The organism is Serratia sp. CY82433, assembly GCF_052166535.1.
Taxonomy (GTDB): domain Bacteria; phylum Pseudomonadota; class Gammaproteobacteria; order Enterobacterales; family Enterobacteriaceae; genus Serratia; species Serratia sarumanii.
On sequence record NZ_JBJNOR010000001.1, the window covers coordinates 1,421,477 to 1,437,535 of the forward strand.

Genomic DNA, 16,059 nt, shown 5'->3' on the forward strand with positions numbered 1-16,059 from the left:
TACTATCGCGAACATTATTGAGTCAGTGAACCCATAATAATGACAAATGAAGACATTTTTTTTATTGAAGAGCTAATTGAGTGGGTGGAGATACATCTGGAGAAACGGCCAAACCTGGATGAAGTCGCGCGTATTTCGGGCTATTCCAAGTGGCATCTGCAGCGTAAATTCAAGCGTATTACCGGCATTCAACTCGCCACCTACATCCGTTCGCGCATCCTGACGCGCGCCGCGGTGGCGCTGCGCATTACTCGTCGCTCCATCATCGACATTTCCGATGAGCTGGGCTTCGACTCTCAGCAGACCTTTACCCGCATGTTCAAGCAGCGCTTCGGCACCACGCCCAATCGCTACCGATCGATGACGCACTGGGACGTGAAAAACCTGATGCCGCGCTTTAACTTCGAAGCCAGCTATGGCGCCGGTTATTACCCGGAAGTGAAGCGGTTGACGCTGCCCGACATGCAACTGGTCGGCTTCACGCGTCGGCTGGATTTCGCCTCCGAACAGGAGCTGGAGTACTCTTCCTGCATGGCGATGAAGGACGAGATTTTCAACGACTTCTTCAAGGGGCTGCACGTCGACTGTCGGCGGATTTACAGCATCTACTCCCCTCATGCCGGGGAGGGCGACGAGCTCTCATCCACGCTGGTGATGGCGGTCGATCCTGAACACAAAAAAGATATTCTTTCCAACTATCAAATCGACACTTTCCATCTGCCGAGCCGCGAGTTTATCTCCATCAACCATAAGGGTTCGGCGAAAGAGTGTTTGCAGTTTTTCGGCTACCTGATGTCGCATGTAATGCCGGGGCTGAAGGATGAAGTGCGCGGCAGTATGGAAATGGAGATCATTCAAACCAAAGAGTGGAATCCGGAATCCAAACTGCGCCAGATTGATGTGGATTACACCTACCTGATCTCTATCGATTAAACGGCGCCGACGTCAGCCAGGCGCCGCTGTCATCATTTGTCTTCCGTTTCCGCCGCCAGCGATTCCCTGGCGGCTTTTTTGGCTTTGGCGCGGGCGATAGCCGCCGCGACCGCCGCCTTGCGCGGGTCTTCTTCGGCGGCTGCCGGCGCCGTTTCCGCCGCTGCAGGGGCGTCCGCCTGCTGCGCCGCTTTCTTGGCTTTGGCGCGGGCGATAGCCGCCGCGACCGCCGCCTTGCGCGGATCTTCCTCGGCGGTTACCGGCGCCGTTTCGGCCGGTGCAGAGGCGTCCGCCTGCTGCGCTGCTTTCTTGGCTTTGGCGCGGGCGATAGCCGCCGCGACCGCCGCCTTACGCGGATCTTCTTCGGCGGTTGCCGGCGCCGTTTCCGCCGCTGCAGGGGCGTCCGCCTGCTGCGCCGCTTTCTTGGCTTTGGCTCGGGCGATAGCCGCCGCGACCGCCGCCTTGCGCGGGTCTTCTTCGGCGGCTGCCGGCGCCGTTTCCGCCGGTGCAGGGGCATCTGCCTGCTGCGCCGCTTTCTTGGCTTTGACACGCGCCAGAGCGGCAGCAACCGCCGCCTTGCGCGGATCTTCTTCGGCGCTTGCCGGAGCCGGTTCCGCTGCGGCTGGGGTATCTGCCTGCTGCTCTGCCTTTTTGGCTTTGACGCGCGCCAGGGCGGCAGCAACGGCCGCTTTACGCGGATCGTCCTCTGTTGCCGCCGGGGCGGCGTTGTCTGCGGCCGGCGCTTCCTTGCGCGCTTTCACGCGGGCCAGCGCCGCGGCCACGGCGGCTTTGCGCGCGTCGTCGCCGGAGGCCGCCGGTGGCGCCTCTTTTTCCGCCTCGGCCGCCAACTGGGCGCGGCGTTCACGCGCCTGCGCTTTACGCGCTTCGCGGGCGGCGATCATTTCGCTGTTATCCGGCTGCTGGCCGTCGACCGGCGTGACCGCCGCTTCGGCATTTTTGCTGCGCACGCGCGCCAACGCGGCCTGCACCGCACCCTGATCGTCGTCGGTCAGTTTGACGGCGGCTTTTTTGTGCCGCTCTTCGCGCGCCAGCTTCTCGCGCTCCAGGCGGGCCAGCTTGGCTTCGTAACGCGCCTTGGCCTCGGCGGCGCGCGCCGCTTCCAGATCGATAGCCTTGATCTCGGCCTTTTCCTGACGGTAGTACTGCACCAGCGGGATGTTGCTGGGGCAGACGAACGCGCAGGCGCCGCATTCAATGCAGTCGAACAGGTTATGGTTGCGCGCCTTGTCGTGCTCCTGCCCACGGCTGAACCAGTACAGCTGCTGCGGCAGCAGCCCGGCAGGGCAAGCGTCTACGCACAGGCCGCAGCGGATGCAGGACTGCTCCGGCTCCTGCGGTGTCATTTCATCGACCGTCGGCGCCAGAATGCAGTTGCTGATCTTAACGATCGGCACGTTCAGCGCAGGCAGGGTGAAGCCCATCAGCGGGCCGCCCATGACCACCATCTGCTGCGCCTGCGGGCGGAAACCGGCGAAGTCAAGCAGGTGCTGCACCGGCGTGCCGATGCGCGCCCACAGGTTGCCCGGGCGCTCGATCGCGTCGCCGGTCAGGGTCACTACGCGCTCAATCAGCGGTTCACCGTCGACGATCGCTCGCTTGATGGCGAAGGCGGTGCCGACGTTTTGCATCAATACGCCGATGGCGGAGGAGTGCTTGCCGTGCGGCACTTCCTTGCCGGTCAGGATCTTGGTCAGCTGTTTGGCGCCGCCGGACGGGTATTTGGTGGGGATAACGCGCAGCGCAATGCCGGACTGGCCGCGTAACGCCTGCTTCAGCGCCGCGATCGCCTCCGGTTTGTTGTCTTCGATGCCGATCAGCGTGACCTTGGGTTGCAGAATATGTTGCAGGATCTGCGTGCCTTCAACGATCTGATCGGCATGTTCCTGCATCAGGCGATCGTCGGCGGTGATGTAAGGCTCGCACTCGGCGGCGTTGAGGATCAGCGTTTCCACGCCGCTCATGCCGCCCTGCAGCTTGCTGGCGGTCGGGAAACCGGCGCCGCCCAGACCGGCGATGCCGGCCTGATGAATACGTTGAATCAGATCCGCGGCGGGCGCTTGGCGGTAGTCAGCCACCGGATCGCGCTCGCACCAGCGGTCTTCGCCGTCCGCCTCGATAATCACGCACAGCTCCGTCAGCCCGGAAGGGTGCGCGGTGATGTGCGGCGTGATGGCGCTGACGGTGCCCGAGGTCGGGGCGTGAACCGGCACGGTGCGGCCGCGGCCGACGGTCAGCGGCTGGCCTTTCAACACCCGATCGCCGGCATTGACGCACAGCTCGCCTTCAGGCCCCAGATGCTGTTGCAGCGGAATGATAAAGGTCTTGGGCAGGGGAGCGACACGCAGCGGCGCACCGCTGGACTGCGTTTTCATTTCCGGCGGATGGATCCCGCCGTTGAAATCCCAGATCCGGTCTTTTTTAAAGGCGGCGAACAGATTAAGCATGTTGCTCCACGTGGATCACTTGCACCGGGATCGTCTTCATGTCCCACTTCCAGTTGGCGGTGGTGGTGGCGACCGGTCTCATTTCAATACAGTCGGTAGGGCAAGGGGCGACGCACAGGTCGCAGCCGGTGCAGAGGTCGGTGATGACGGTGTGCATGGCGCGGGTGGCGCCGACGATGGCGTCCACCGGGCAGGCCTGAATGCACTTGGTGCAGCCGATGCAGTTGGCCTCGTCGATATAGGCCACTTTACGCTCCGGCTCGGCGGCGGCTTCGCTGCCCAGCGGCTGCGGCTCGACGTTGAGCAGCTCCGCCAGTTTCAACATCACCTGTTCGCCACCCGGCGCGCATTTGTTGATCATCTCGCCGTTGGCCACCGCCTCGGCGTAGGGGCGGCAACCGGGGTAGCCGCACTGGCCGCACTGGCTCTGCGGCAGGATCGCGTCGACCTGCTCGGCGACCGGATCCTCCTCCACCTCAAAACGGCGCGCGGCGTAGCCCAGCACCAGTCCGAACAGCAGCCCGAGCGCGCTTAAAGCCGCGATAGCTATCCACAACGCAGTCATTAGAATTTCACCAGCCCGGTAAAGCCCATAAAGGCCAGCGACATCAGCCCGGCGGTGATCAGTGCGATCGAGGAGCCGCGGAACGGCGCCGGCACGTCGGCGACCGCCAGACGTTCGCGAATGGCGGCAAACAGCACCATGACCAGCGAGAAACCGGCGGCGGCGCTGAAGCCGTACACGGCGGACTGCAGGAAGTTGTAGCCGAGGTTAACGTTAAGCAACGCCACGCCCAGCACCGCGCAGTTGGTGGTGATCAGCGGCAGGAAGATGCCCAGCAGGCGGTAGAGCGCCGGGCTGGTCTTGCGCACCACCATCTCGGTGAACTGCACGACGACGGCGATCACCAGAATGAAGGAGAGCGTGCGCAGGTACACCAGATCCAGCGGAACCAGAATAAAGGTGTTGATCACCCAGGCGCTGACGGAGGCCAGCGTCATGACGAAGGTGGTGGCCATTCCCATGCCGATGGCGCTTTCCAGCTTCTTGGAAACGCCGAGGAACGGGCACAGGCCAAGAAACTTCACCAGAACGAAGTTGTTCACCAGTACGGTGCCGACAAACAGGAGCAGGTATTCGGTCATTGCGATGCCTAAAAAAATAAAAGCCGCCTATTATCGGGAATCGGCGGCCGGACGACAACATATGAATCGCAGGGGTATTGCCTTTTTTGGCGAAAATTTACACAAAACACCCGATAAAACGTGCTGCAACCGCCCTTAACGTTCGGTAAAGGTGCCTTTGACCCGCTGCGAGCGCTTGATGTAAGGCACCAGCAGCGCCGCCATCAGCAGCGGCCAGCCGAGGCTGCGCACCGCCACTTCATCCGGCACCGGCGCGAAGGCGAAGGCTTTCACCGCCAGGAGCACCGTGATCAGCAGCCACAGCAAGAACAGTTTGGGAAAGCGCTGCGAGCGCTGGCAAAACAGCCACAGCAGCCACAGGGTGAAGCACCACATTAAGAGCGTGGTCAGCACCGAAAAGTACCATTGCAGGGTAAACGCCTGGGCGTTGGTCAGCAGATAGTCGCGCGATTCGGGCATGAAGATCGCCATGGCGTACAGGAGCAGCATCAGGCTGGCGCTGAGCAGGGTGACGATCAGATAGGCCATCGGGGCCAGCAACCAACCGCCGATACGAGAGTATTCAGCTTGAGACATAAAGGCTTCCTGATTGAAACGGGGATCACAGGCGGCATAGCTTAGCGGGTAATACCGGCTTCGTCATCTCAATCAACCGGATAGCTCGGCATCGCGACGGGTGGCAGCACGTTTGGCTACTCGACGCCGTATTAAGCCCGCTTCAAATTAACATCTCATTTACTTCTTGTTCCATCCGGCCGCATGGTGTCAAATCGAAAGGTCTGTCGTGAGCCTGCAAGAGGAAATCCCATGGCTGAGAAAATTCGTGTCGGGCTGGTCGGTTACGGCTACGCCGGCAAAACCTTTCATGCGCCGCTTGTCGCCGGTACGCCGGGGCTGGAGCTGGCTGCCGTCTCCAGCAGCGATGCCGGCAAAGTGCACGCCGACTGGCCGTCGATGGCGGTGGTGGGCGATGCGCAGGCGCTGTTCGCCGATCCCACCCTCGATCTGATCGTGATTCCCACTCCCAACGACACCCACTTCCCGCTGGCGCAGCAGGCGCTGGCCGCCGGCAAGCACGTGGTGGTGGATAAACCGTTTACCGTGACATTGTCACAAGCGCAGGCGCTGCAACAGCAGGCGCAGCAGAGCGGTTTGCTGCTGTCGGTATTTCACAACCGCCGCTGGGACAGCGACTTCCTTACCTTGAAAGCGCTGCTGAATGAGGGCGCGCTGGGCGAGGTGGTGTATTTCGAGTCGCATTTCGATCGCTACCGGCCGCAGGTGCGCCAGCGCTGGCGTGAACAGGGCGGCGTCGGCAGCGGTATCTGGTACGATTTGGCGCCGCACTTGCTCGATCAGGCGCTGCAACTCTTCGGCAAGCCCGAGCGGCTGTTCGTCGATCTGGGGGAATTGCGGCCGGGGGCTCAGGCGGTGGACTATTTCCACGCCTTGCTGAGCTATGGCAATCGCCGCGTGGTGCTGCACGCCAGCATGCTGGCGGCGGCGGAGAGCCCGCGTTACGTGGTGCACGGCATCCGCGGCAGCTATATCAAATACGGCCTGGACCCGCAGGAAGACCGGCTGAAGGCCGGCGAGCGCCTGCCGCAGGCCGATTGGGGCTATGATATGCGCGACGGCGTGGTGACGCTGTCACGTGGCGATCTGCTGGCGGAGCAGCCGCTGCTCAACATTCCCGGCAACTACCCGGCCTATTACGCCGCGGTGCGCGACGCGATCGCCGGCATCGGCGAAAACCCGGTGCCGGCCGCCGACGCCATCGCGGTGATGGCATTGATCGAACTGGGGCTGGAATCGGCCCGGCTGCAGCAGGCGCTGCCGGTGGTCTGAGCCCGTCCATTTCTCTGTGGCCCGGCGCAACGTCGGGCCTTTTTACGACTTTACGTGCAAGGAAATCCGTTTCATGTCCTGGTTGCAGCGTTTGCGCATTGATAAATTTTTGCTGGTTCTGATTTTGGTGGTGATCGTCGCCTCGCTGTTCCCTTGCGAAGGCATCTGGAAAACCTTCTTTGAACACCTGACCACCGCCGCCATCGCGCTGTTGTTCTTTATGCACGGCGCCAAGCTGTCGCGCGAGGCGATCGTCGCCGGCATGAGCCACTGGAAGCTGCATCTGCTGGTGTTCCTCAGCACCTTTGCGCTGTTCCCGCTGCTTGGGCTGGCGATGAACCTGCTGGTGCCGGGCATCATGACGCCGACGGTCTATCTCGGCTTCCTCTACCTGTGCGCGCTGCCGGCCACGGTGCAATCGGCCATCGCCTTTACCTCGGCGGCGGGCGGCAACGTGGCGGCGGCGATCTGCAGCGCCTCGGCGTCGAGCATTCTCGGCGTGTTCCTGTCGCCGCTGCTGGTGGGGGCGTTGATGCATACCCAGGGCGGCAATACCGACGTGCTGCACGCCATTGGCTCAATCATTTTGCAATTGATGGTGCCGTTCGTGGTCGGTCACCTGGCGCGGCCGCTGATCGGCAAGTGGGTCGATCGCCATCGCAAGCTGATCAACCTGACCGACCGTTCGTCGATCCTGCTGGTGGTATATACCGCGTTCAGCGCGGCGGTGGTGGAAGGGATTTGGCATCGCATCGACGGCTGGTCGCTGCTGACCATCCTGGTGATGTCGCTGGTGCTGCTGACGGTGGTGTTGGTGATCAACACCTACGCGGCGCGCTGGCTGGGCTTCAATACCGCCGATGAGATCACTATCGTCTTCTGCGGCTCGAAAAAAAGCCTGGCGAACGGCATCCCGATGGCCAACGTGCTGTTCCCGGCCGCGGCGGTGGGCGCCATGGTGCTGCCGCTGATGATTTTCCACCAGGTGCAGCTGATGGTATGCGCGGTGCTGGCGCAGCGCTATGCGCGTAAAACCGCCAAACAGCGGGCCGAGGCGGAAACGCTGGCGGCCAAATAGACCGCAGGCCGCTAACGGCAGCCCAGCGCGTCGAGCAGAAAGTCGGCGCGCTCGTCGGGCGAGGCGCGCGGCAGTTCCTGCAGCTGATAGCCATGTTGGCGATAGGCGGCCAGCATCGCTCGATAGGTCTGCTCGGCTTCGGCGAAAGATTGTTTTCTCTCGCTGTCCTGCGCGTAGATCGCTCGCCACGGTGGGGCGATGAACACCGTATCGGCATAGCGAAAAGCGCCGATCGCCGCGGTTAAGGGCGCGGGGATCGGCAACCCGCACAGCGTCAGGTAACCGGCGATATCCGGCAGGCCGCGATCGAAGAACCAGCATGTTGCGCCCGTCGCTTCCCGCCATGAGCGCAGTTCCCAATCCAGCATCCGCTCGGCGAAAGCCTGGCGATCGCCCCACGGCAGCGCATTGCCGCCAATACTCACCTGCTCCTGAATAATCGCCCGGCCCGCCTCCTGCGAATGCGGGTAGCCACGGCGATGAAGAACCTCGATGAGCGTGCTTTTGCCCGAACCCGGGCCGCCGGTCAGCACGATGCGGCGTAGTTTGTCAGACATAAGAAATTCCTCTAGTGCGGCAGAGTTATGGGTGAAAACAGCGATAAAGACGAGCAGGCGGAAGAAAACGGGGGATGAGAAGAAGGCGCCGTGTGGCGCCTTGGGGGAATTTAACCTTGCACTTTGGCGCGCAGCGCCTGTTTTTCCTGCTCGCTGAGGAAGGCCAGCTTCAGGCCGTTTTCCTGCGCGGTGCGGATTTCCTCCGGCGTCAGCCCGGCCTGCGGCGCGGCGACGCGGTATTCGTGCTCGATCTCGATGCCCTGAACCGCCGGATCGTCGGTGTTGATCGATGCCAGCACGCCGTGGCGCAGGAAGGTGGCCAGCGGATGCTGTGCCAGCGAAGGCACGGTGCTGGTCTGGATGTTGGAGGTCAGGCAGGACTCGATGCCGATGCCGTGTTCCGCCAGGAAGTCCATCAGTGCCGGATCTTCGACCGCTTTCACCCCGTGGCCGATACGCTCGGCGCCCAGCTCGCGGATCGCCTGCCAGATACTTTCCGGGCCGGCGGCTTCGCCCGCATGCACGGTGATGCGCAGGCCGGCGTCGCGCGCGCGGTTGAAGTGGTTGAGGAACAGGCTGCCGGGGAAGCCCAGCTCATCGCCCGCCAAATCCAGCGCGGTAATGCCGTCGCGGTGCGCCAGCAACCCTTCCAATTCCTGCAGACAGGCGGCCTCACCAAAGGTGCGGCTCATGATGCCGATCAGGCGAATGTCGATGTCGCGATCGCGGCAGCCCGAACGGATCCCGTCGATCACCGCTTCCACCACGCCGGCGACCGGCAGCTGGTGCTTCATCGCCATGTAGTAAGGGGAAAAACGCAGCTCGGCGTAGTGCAGGCCGGCGTTGGCGGCGTCTTCGACGTTTTCGTAGGCCACACGGCGGCAGGCGTCCAGATCGCCCAGCACCGCCACGCCCCAGTCCAGTTTCTGCAGGAAGCTGACCAGATCCGGTTCGGCGTGGGTGATCTGCACGTGCGGGCGCAGGCTCTCCAAATCGTTGGCCGGCAGGGCGAGATTGAATTGGCGACCGAGGTCGAGAATGGTCTGCGCGCGGATGTTGCCGTCGAGATGGCGGTGAATGTCGGTAAGCGGTAGGCGGGGATCGATCATGCTGGGCACTCGCTAATTTATCGTAGGTAAAGTGCAGAACAGTATAAAAACAAATGAATGAAACTTGCCATCTCGTTGCATAAAAAAGTGACTTGAATCACAAATAATGCGAGATCTATCGCATTATCGTCGTGAATCAGGCCTTCAACACGCTGACGCCCGCCTGCTGCAACGGCGCGATCAATGCGTCGTCGGTGGCGCGTTCAACGATGATGGTATGCGCCAGCGTAATATCGCCGATCGCATACTGCGAGGCGGCGTTAAGCTTGGCGGCGGAGGCCAGCACCACGGTTTCCGCCGCGCGGGCCGCCAGCGCCCGCTTGATGTAGGCCTCTTCCAGATCGCCGGTGCTCAGCCCCGCGGTGGGGTGCACGCCGGTTACGCCCATAAAATAGATATCGGCGCGAATATGCGACATCGCCTCCACCGCGGCGGCGCCGACGCTGACGATCGAATGCTTGTACAGCCGGCCGCCGATCAGGATCACCTCCACCGTGGGGTGATCGACCAGGCCTACGGCAACGCTGGGGCTGTGGGTGACGATGGTGGCGTTCAGGTTGGGCGGCAGCTGCCGGACCAGTTCTGCAGAGGTGGTGCCACCGTCGATAATCACTACCTGGCCGGGAGCGATCAGCGCCGCCGCCGCTTTGGCGATCGCGCGTTTGGCGCCGGATTCCAACTGATTGCGCTCGGCGAAGCTGGCAATGGCAGAGGAAACCGGCAGGGCGCCGCCATGTACCCGTTGCAGCAACCCCTCGGCGTCCAGTTCGCGCAGATCGCGCCGGACAGTGTCTTCCGACAGCCCGAACATTTCGCTGAGCTGCTTGGCCAACACCTGGCCATCCTGGGCCAGTTTTTCCAGGATGATTTTCTTGCGCTGGCTGGTCAACATGGCCATTTTCCTCTCAAATTTGCTTTGCACGAAATATCTTGATCATACACGAAATTGCACGATAGTATCAATTTCCTTCCTCTGGCGGAGTAAACCGATGATAGCCACCAAAGACAGGGTTCGCATTGTCGAAACCCGGGTGTTGTCCGATGACTGGTACCTGCTGAAAAAAACCACCTTTGATTTTCTGCGGCGCGACGGCGTTTGGCAGCGGCAAAGTCGCGAGACCTACGATCGCGGCGACGGCGCGGTGATTTTGCTGTTCAACCGGCGGGCGCAAACGGTGATCCTGACGCGCCAGTTCCGCTTTCCGGTGTTCGTCAACGGCCATGACGGCATGTTGATTGAGGCCGCCGCCGGGCTGCTGGATAACGCCTCGCCGGAGGCGCGCATCCGCGCCGAAGCGGAAGAGGAAACCGGCTATTTCGTGCAGAACGTGGAGAAGGTGTTCGAAGCCTACATGAGCCCCGGCTCGGTCACCGAGAAGCTGCACTTTTTCGTCGGGGAATATCAGGCGGGCGACCGCGTCAACGAGGGCGGCGGGGTGGTGGCGGAGGGGGAAGATCTGGAGGTGCTCGAGCTGCCGCTGGCGCAAGCCCTGCAGGCGGTTCGCCAGGGCACGATCGTTGACGCCAAGACCATCATGCTGCTGCAGTTTGTCGCCTTGAACCGCACGTTGGAGGAAAAACGATGAAAGCGCAACAAATCCTGATCGCCGGCCCCTATCGCAGCGGCACCGATGGCGATCCGCAGCGTATCGCTGCCAATCTGGCGCGCCTGGAACAGGCGGCGCTGGCGGTTTACCAGCGGGGGCACGTGCCGGTGATCGGCGAGTGGCTGGCGCTGCCTTTGGCGGCGGCGGCGGGTTCCACGCAGGTTGGCGATGCGGTGAGCGAGGCGTTTCTTTACCCGGTGGCCCATCGGCTGATTGCGCAGTGTCAGGCGGTGTATCGCATCGAAGGGGCCTCTGCGGGGGCCGATAACGACGTGCGGTTGGCCAACGAGTGGGGCCTGACGGTCTATCGCCGCCTGGAGGAGATCCCGCCTGTTCAGGGGTAACGCAGGGGCGGGCAGAGGCTCGCCCCCTCGCGCTATTGCTCGTCCAGCACCAACCTCAATCCGGCGATCAGCTTGTCCATGCCGGCCTCCAGCTTGCTGCGCGGGCAGCCGACGTTGAGGCGCAGGAAACCGCGGCCTTCCTCGCCGTAGGTAAAGCCCGGCATGATCGCCACCTTTTCGCGCTCGATCAGCACCTGCTGCAGCGCCCGATCGTCTACGGCCAGCGGCCGCAGATCGATCCAGGCCAGGTAGGTGGCCTGCGGCGGGCGCCAGCCCAGCGCCGGAAACGCCTGCTCCAGCCGCTCAGCGACGTAGGTCAGATTATCCTGCAGGTAGTCGCGCAGGGCGTCCAGCCAGGGTTCGCCGTGGCGATAGGCGGCCACGTGCGCGGCCACCGCCAGCACCGCCGGCGAAGAGAGGCCGTCGCGGGCCTTAAGCTGCTGGAAGTAGGCTTCGCGGCTGGCGGCGTCGCTGATGAAGCCATAGGCGCCGGTCAGCGCCGGAATGTTGAAACTCTTGGAACCGGAGGTCAGCAGGGCCCAGGCGCCGCTCGCCACCTGGCTCCACGGCGTATGGCGGTGTTCCCCCCAGATCATGTCCATGTGGATCTCATCGCTGATGACGCGCACGTCGTAGCGTTCACACAGTTCGGCCATCTGCTGCAGCTCGTCGCGGCGCCACACTTTACCGGTGGGGTTATGCGGGCTGCACAGCAGCAGGATCTTGGTCTGCGGCCGCGCCAGCAACGCTTCGAGGTGCGCCATATCGCAGCGCCAGTCGTCGCCGGCTTTTTGCAGCGGGCAGGCCAACAGCTGGCGCTGGTTGGCGAGGATCACCTTGTAGAAGGCGTCGTAGGCCGGGGTATGGGTCACCACGTAATCGCCGGGCACCGACCACTGGCGGATCAGCTGCGCCGCCATGTAGATAACGGAAGGGCCGTACACCGCCGTCGCGGTGTCGATGGCGACGTTGAAACGTTGCTGATACCAGTGGCGCAGCGCGCCGAGAAAATCCTCGTGCTGCCAGCGGCTGTAGCCCAGCACGCCGTGCTGCAGGCGCCGCTGCAATGCGTCGAGAATGCACGGCGCGGTGGCGAAATCCATATCGGAGATGGTGAACGGCAGCAGGTCGTCGCTGCCGAAACGATCGGCGATATAGTCCCACTGGGTGCACCAGGTGCCGTGGCGGTCGATCGGGGTGGAGAAATCAAACATGGGTGGCTCCCTGCAGCGCCGCGGCAGGTTGCGCCGTGGCTATCAGTGAGTCTAATTCATCCTTCACCGATTGCACCTGCGGGCCGATCACCACCTGCAGATTATGGTCGTTGAGATGCACCACGCCGATGGCGCGGTTGGCCTTCAGCGCCGCGTCGTCCACCCGGCTCATGTCGTTGACCGACAGGCGCAGGCGGGTGATGCAGTTGTCCAGCGTGATGATGTTATTCGGGCCGCCGAGCGCCGCCAAAATCGCCGGCACGTTGTAGCCGGATTTGCCCACCGCGCCGCTCGGCGCGCTTTGGCTGACGGCGCCGTCGCTTTCGCGACCCGGCGTTTTGATGTTAAAGCGCTGGATGGCGAAGCGGAAAATGGCGTAATAGCCGACGAACCAGACGGCGGCCACCACCGGCACCAGATACCACTTGGTGGCGGTGCCGTGCAGAATGCCGAACACCACGAAGTCGATGATATTGCCGTCGGTATTGCCGATGGTCACGCCCAGCAGCGCCATCACGGTAAAGCCCAGCCCGGTGAGCAGCGCGTGGATCAGGTAGAGGAACGGCGCGACGAACAGGAACAGGAACTCGATCGGCTCGGTGGTGCCGCCGACCACGCAGGCTACCACGCCGGAAATCAACAGCCCTTTGATTTTATGACGGTTCTCCGGTTTGGCGCAGTGGTACATCGCCAGCGCCGCGCCCGGCAGGCCGCCGAGAAACGCCGGCATTTTACCCTGCGATAGGAAGCGGGTGGCGCTTTCGGCGAAGCCGGTGGTGGTTGGGCAGGAAAGCTGCGCCTGGAAGATGGTCAGGGCGCCGCTGACGCTGTGGCCGCACACTTCCATGGTGCCGCCCGCCTCGGTAAAGCGGATCAGCGCCACCAGAATGTGCTGCAGGCCGAACGGCAGCAGCAGGCGTTCGCCGGTGCCGAACAGCATCGGGCCAAAGGCGCCGGCGCTGTTGATCACCCAACCCAGCCCGGTGATGCCGGCGGCGAACCACGGCCAGATCAGCGGGATCACCAGGCCGCACAGGCCCAGCACCACGGTGGTGACGATCGGCACGAAGCGCGTGCCGCCGAAGAACGCCAGCGCGTCCGGCAGGCGGATGGTGTGGAAGCGTTCATGCAGGCGATAGACGATGATGCCGACGATCACCGCGCCGAGGATGCCGGTATCGATCGACTGAATGCCGAGGATGTTCTGGATATTGTTGGCTTTCAGCACCAGCGGATCGCCGGTGGGCAGCACGCCGGCGGCGGTCAGGTAGAAATTGGTGCCCAGATTCAGCACGGCGAAGCCGACGAAGCCGGAGAAGGCGGCGACGCCCTTGTTCTCGCGCGCCATGCCCAGCGGAATGGCGATGGCGAACATCACCGGCAGGAAGCTGAAGGCGAAGGAGCCTACCTTGCTCATCCAGGTAAAGATCAGCTGAAAGATCGGGTGGCCGATAAACGGCATCAGGGTGATCACGTCGCGGCTGCTCAGCGAGCTGCCGATCCCCAGCATGATGCCGCAGAAAGAGAGCAAGGCGACGGGCAACATGAAGGTTTTGCCCAGGCTCTGGAAGAACTCCCAGAGGGTGATTTTTGGTTTGTTGGCTGCTGACATAACCGACTTCTCCTGGCGAAAAGACGAGCAAAAAGAGGACTGCAGATTAGGTAAAAAGAAGATAAAACGTTTTACCTAGCAAAAATGCGCCGCCAATCACAAATCTGCCGCCCGGTTTTTAGCGACAATGCGGCTGGCAGTAAAACGTTTTACTGAGATAACGGATTCGGTATACCCTTGATCATTACGGCGCGGGTTGCCCAGGAACGGGTTCGCAGAGACTATGAGCATCAAAAAGATCACCATCACCGATGTGGCGCAACAGGCGGGCGTGTCGGTCACCACGGTTTCCCTGGTGTTGAGCGGCAAGGGGCGCATTTCGCCGACCACCGTCGAGAAGGTCAATCAGGCGATAGAGCAGCTGGGCTACGTGCGCAATCGCCAGGCGGCGACGCTGCGCGGCGGGGAGTCCGGGGTGATCGGCCTTATTCTGCGCGACATCTGCGAACCCTTCTATGCCGAAATGACCGCCGGGCTGAGCGAAGCGCTGGAGGCGCACGACAAGCTGCTGTTTTTGACGCAGAGCGGGCGCGACGGCCAGGGCTTGCAGCGGGCGTTTGACGCGCTGCTGGCGCAGGGCGTCGACGGCATCGTGCTGGCGGGCGGCATTCGCGCGGCGGCGGGCCTGAAGGAGAAGGCGGCCGAGCAGGGCGTACCGCTGGTCTGCGTGGCGCGCTCCAGCGGCCTCGATGGCGTGGACGTGGTGCGGCCGGACAACATGCAGGCCGCCAAGCTGGCCACCGAATTTTTGATCAAGCGCGGCCACAGCCAAATCGCCTACCTCGGCGGCCAGAGCGATTCATTGACGCGCGCCGAGCGGCTGGGCGGCTTTTGCGCCACGCTGGTGCAGTACGGCCTGCCGTTTCGCAGTGAATGGATCGTCGAGTGCGATTGCCGGCAGCGCCAGGCGGCGGAAGCGGCGGAGCAACTGCTGCGCCATTACCCGAATATTACCGCCATCGTCTGCCACAAGGCGTCGGTGGCGCTCGGCGCCTATTTTGGCCTGGCGCGCAGCGGCCGCAGCATCGGTTCGGACGGGGTCGACGCCTACTACGGGCGGCAGGTGGCGCTGATCGGCTTCGGCGACGTGCCGGAGGCCGAACTGACCGAGCCGCCGCTGACCTTCGTCTCCAGTTCGGCGCGGGAAGTGGGGCGCAGCGCCGCCGCGCGCCTGCTGCAGCGCATCGGTGACGCCGACCTGCCGGCGCAGAACGTCATTCTGCCGCCGACGCTGATCCGGCGCGGCTCCGCCTAGCCCTGCTGCTGTTCCTCCTCCGCCTCCCGGCGGATCCAGCCGATAAAGGTTTTCATCGCCGGCGTCAGATCTCGCGATTTCAAATGGGTCAGCCAATAGGCGCCGAGCGCGGCCTCGGCGGCGAACGGCCGCTGCAGCGCGCCGGCGGCCAGTTCGCGGCGGAACATGCTGACCGGCGCCAGCGCCACGCCGTCGCACTGGATCGCGCCTTCCACCATCAACCTTGACGAGTCGAACACCGGGCCGTTGATCCGCCACGGCGTCACCTGTGCCGCCGCGAACCAGCGCTCCCATTCATCCTTGCGGTAGGTGCGCATCAGCTGCTCGTGCTGCAGATCCTGCGGCGTGCGCAGGCGCGCGGCGACCGCCGGCGGGCAGAGCACCGTCAGCGGCGCGTCGAACAGCTTGATATTGCAGGTGGCGGGCCAGAGCCCTTCGCCGAAGCGGATGGCGAAATCCATGCCGTCGGCCGACAGATTGACCAGGTTGTTGTGGGTGAGCACCCGCAGATCGATAAACGGGTGCGCCGTGCGGAACGCCGCCAGCCGCGGCATCAGCCAGCCGACGGCGAAGGTGCCGACCACCGCCACCGTCAGCACCTCGTGGAAATGCCCGCCTTCGAACTGCTGCAGCACCGCCTCGATGCGGTCGAAGGCGTCGCTCAATACCGGCAGCAGCGCCTGGCCCTCTTCGGTCAGATCCAGCCCGCGCGGCAGGCGGCGGAACAGCTGAATGCCCAGCTGTTCTTCCAGCATGCGCACCTGCTGGCTGACGGCGGCCTGGGTGACGCGCAGCTCCAGACCGGCGCGGGTGAAGTTCAGGTGACGAGCGGAGGATTCGAACGCCCGCAGGGCGTTGAGGGGAAGTCGATTGCGCATTGTCGATAGCCATAAG

General features: G+C 63.2%; 16 protein-coding genes. 6 read left to right on the forward strand and 10 right to left on the reverse strand.

Features of this window, described 5'->3' with window-relative positions:
- The first annotated feature begins 39 nt into the window (after nucleotides 1–39).
- Nucleotides 40–933 carry a helix-turn-helix domain-containing protein gene (locus ACJ8PI_RS07105; protein ID WP_043147394.1) on the forward strand — a complete coding sequence of 298 codons (894 nt, stop codon included), beginning with the start codon at nucleotides 40–42 and terminating at the stop codon, nucleotides 931–933.
- Nucleotides 934–965: 32 nt separating this feature from the next.
- Here the strand turns inward: ACJ8PI_RS07105 and rsxC are convergent, their stop codons facing one another.
- The 4 genes from rsxC to ACJ8PI_RS07125 form a co-directional block, all read right to left on the reverse strand.
- Nucleotides 966–3,395 (reverse strand): electron transport complex subunit RsxC, encoded by a 2,430-nt coding sequence (gene rsxC, locus ACJ8PI_RS07110; RefSeq protein WP_319861098.1) that lies wholly within the window; start codon nucleotides 3,393–3,395, stop codon nucleotides 966–968.
- The gene (gene rsxB / locus ACJ8PI_RS07115; RefSeq protein WP_004938428.1) at nucleotides 3,388–3,960 is read right to left on the reverse strand and encodes an electron transport complex subunit RsxB; all 573 of its coding nucleotides are present in this window, start codon (nucleotides 3,958–3,960) and stop codon (nucleotides 3,388–3,390) included. The genes rsxC and rsxB overlap by 8 nt, the downstream gene beginning before the upstream one ends.
- Complete coding sequence (gene rsxA, locus ACJ8PI_RS07120; RefSeq protein WP_004938443.1) at nucleotides 3,960–4,541, reverse strand: electron transport complex subunit RsxA; 582 nt, start codon at nucleotides 4,539–4,541, stop codon at nucleotides 3,960–3,962. Before rsxA ends, rsxB begins: the two co-directional genes overlap by 1 nt.
- Before the next feature lie 135 nt (nucleotides 4,542–4,676).
- Nucleotides 4,677–5,117 carry a DUF2569 domain-containing protein gene (locus tag ACJ8PI_RS07125; RefSeq protein ID WP_019455945.1) on the reverse strand — a complete coding sequence of 147 codons (441 nt, stop codon included), beginning with the start codon at nucleotides 5,115–5,117 and terminating at the stop codon, nucleotides 4,677–4,679.
- A gap of 231 nt (nucleotides 5,118–5,348) precedes the next feature.
- Here ACJ8PI_RS07125 and ACJ8PI_RS07130 point away from each other — a divergent pair, with 231 nt between their 5' ends.
- Together ACJ8PI_RS07130 and ACJ8PI_RS07135 are read left to right on the forward strand one after the other, a co-directional pair.
- Nucleotides 5,349–6,389 carry an oxidoreductase gene (locus ACJ8PI_RS07130; protein ID WP_164134275.1) on the forward strand — a complete coding sequence of 347 codons (1,041 nt, stop codon included), beginning with the start codon at nucleotides 5,349–5,351 and terminating at the stop codon, nucleotides 6,387–6,389.
- 73 nt (nucleotides 6,390–6,462) lie between these two features.
- The gene (locus ACJ8PI_RS07135; RefSeq protein ID WP_060429981.1) at nucleotides 6,463–7,467 is read left to right on the forward strand and encodes a bile acid:sodium symporter family protein; all 1,005 of its coding nucleotides are present in this window, start codon (nucleotides 6,463–6,465) and stop codon (nucleotides 7,465–7,467) included.
- 11 nt (nucleotides 7,468–7,478) lie between these two features.
- Here ACJ8PI_RS07135 and ACJ8PI_RS07140 read toward each other — a convergent pair whose 3' ends face one another.
- From ACJ8PI_RS07140 to ACJ8PI_RS07150, 3 genes are all read right to left on the reverse strand, one after another.
- A complete protein-coding gene (locus ACJ8PI_RS07140; protein ID WP_039566332.1) occupies nucleotides 7,479–8,024 on the reverse strand; it encodes an AAA family ATPase in 546 nt (181 codons plus the stop codon).
- 110 nt (nucleotides 8,025–8,134) lie between these two features.
- Complete coding sequence (gene add, locus ACJ8PI_RS07145; protein ID WP_019455941.1) at nucleotides 8,135–9,133, reverse strand: adenosine deaminase; 999 nt, start codon at nucleotides 9,131–9,133, stop codon at nucleotides 8,135–8,137.
- 136 nt (nucleotides 9,134–9,269) lie between these two features.
- A complete protein-coding gene (locus tag ACJ8PI_RS07150) occupies nucleotides 9,270–10,025 on the reverse strand; it encodes a DeoR/GlpR family DNA-binding transcription regulator (RefSeq protein WP_041034945.1) in 756 nt (251 codons plus the stop codon).
- Between the two features lie 97 nt (nucleotides 10,026–10,122).
- Here ACJ8PI_RS07150 and ACJ8PI_RS07155 point away from each other — a divergent pair, with 97 nt between their 5' ends.
- Both ACJ8PI_RS07155 and ACJ8PI_RS07160 read left to right on the forward strand, forming a co-directional pair.
- Complete coding sequence (locus tag ACJ8PI_RS07155) at nucleotides 10,123–10,719, forward strand: NUDIX domain-containing protein (protein ID WP_164134274.1); 597 nt, start codon at nucleotides 10,123–10,125, stop codon at nucleotides 10,717–10,719.
- Nucleotides 10,716–11,084 (forward strand): hypothetical protein, encoded by a 369-nt coding sequence (locus ACJ8PI_RS07160; protein ID WP_033638420.1) that lies wholly within the window; start codon nucleotides 10,716–10,718, stop codon nucleotides 11,082–11,084. Before ACJ8PI_RS07155 ends, ACJ8PI_RS07160 begins: the two co-directional genes overlap by 4 nt.
- Before the next feature lie 32 nt (nucleotides 11,085–11,116).
- Here ACJ8PI_RS07160 and ACJ8PI_RS07165 read toward each other — a convergent pair whose 3' ends face one another.
- Together ACJ8PI_RS07165 and malX are read right to left on the reverse strand one after the other, a co-directional pair.
- A complete protein-coding gene (locus ACJ8PI_RS07165) occupies nucleotides 11,117–12,298 on the reverse strand; it encodes a MalY/PatB family protein (protein WP_164134273.1) in 1,182 nt (393 codons plus the stop codon).
- Nucleotides 12,291–13,910 carry a maltose/glucose-specific PTS transporter subunit IIBC gene (malX, locus tag ACJ8PI_RS07170; protein ID WP_049196842.1) on the reverse strand — a complete coding sequence of 540 codons (1,620 nt, stop codon included), beginning with the start codon at nucleotides 13,908–13,910 and terminating at the stop codon, nucleotides 12,291–12,293. Before malX ends, ACJ8PI_RS07165 begins: the two co-directional genes overlap by 8 nt.
- A gap of 223 nt (nucleotides 13,911–14,133) precedes the next feature.
- Here malX and ACJ8PI_RS07175 point away from each other — a divergent pair, with 223 nt between their 5' ends.
- Nucleotides 14,134–15,165, forward strand: a complete 1,032-nt coding sequence (locus ACJ8PI_RS07175; protein ID WP_033648213.1) for a Mal regulon transcriptional regulator MalI — start codon at nucleotides 14,134–14,136, stop codon at nucleotides 15,163–15,165.
- Here the strand turns inward: ACJ8PI_RS07175 and ACJ8PI_RS07180 are convergent.
- Nucleotides 15,162–16,043, reverse strand: a complete 882-nt coding sequence (locus ACJ8PI_RS07180; protein WP_039566322.1) for a LysR family transcriptional regulator — start codon at nucleotides 16,041–16,043, stop codon at nucleotides 15,162–15,164. The genes ACJ8PI_RS07175 and ACJ8PI_RS07180 overlap by 4 nt on opposite strands.
- Between the last annotated feature and the right edge of the window lie 16 nt (nucleotides 16,044–16,059).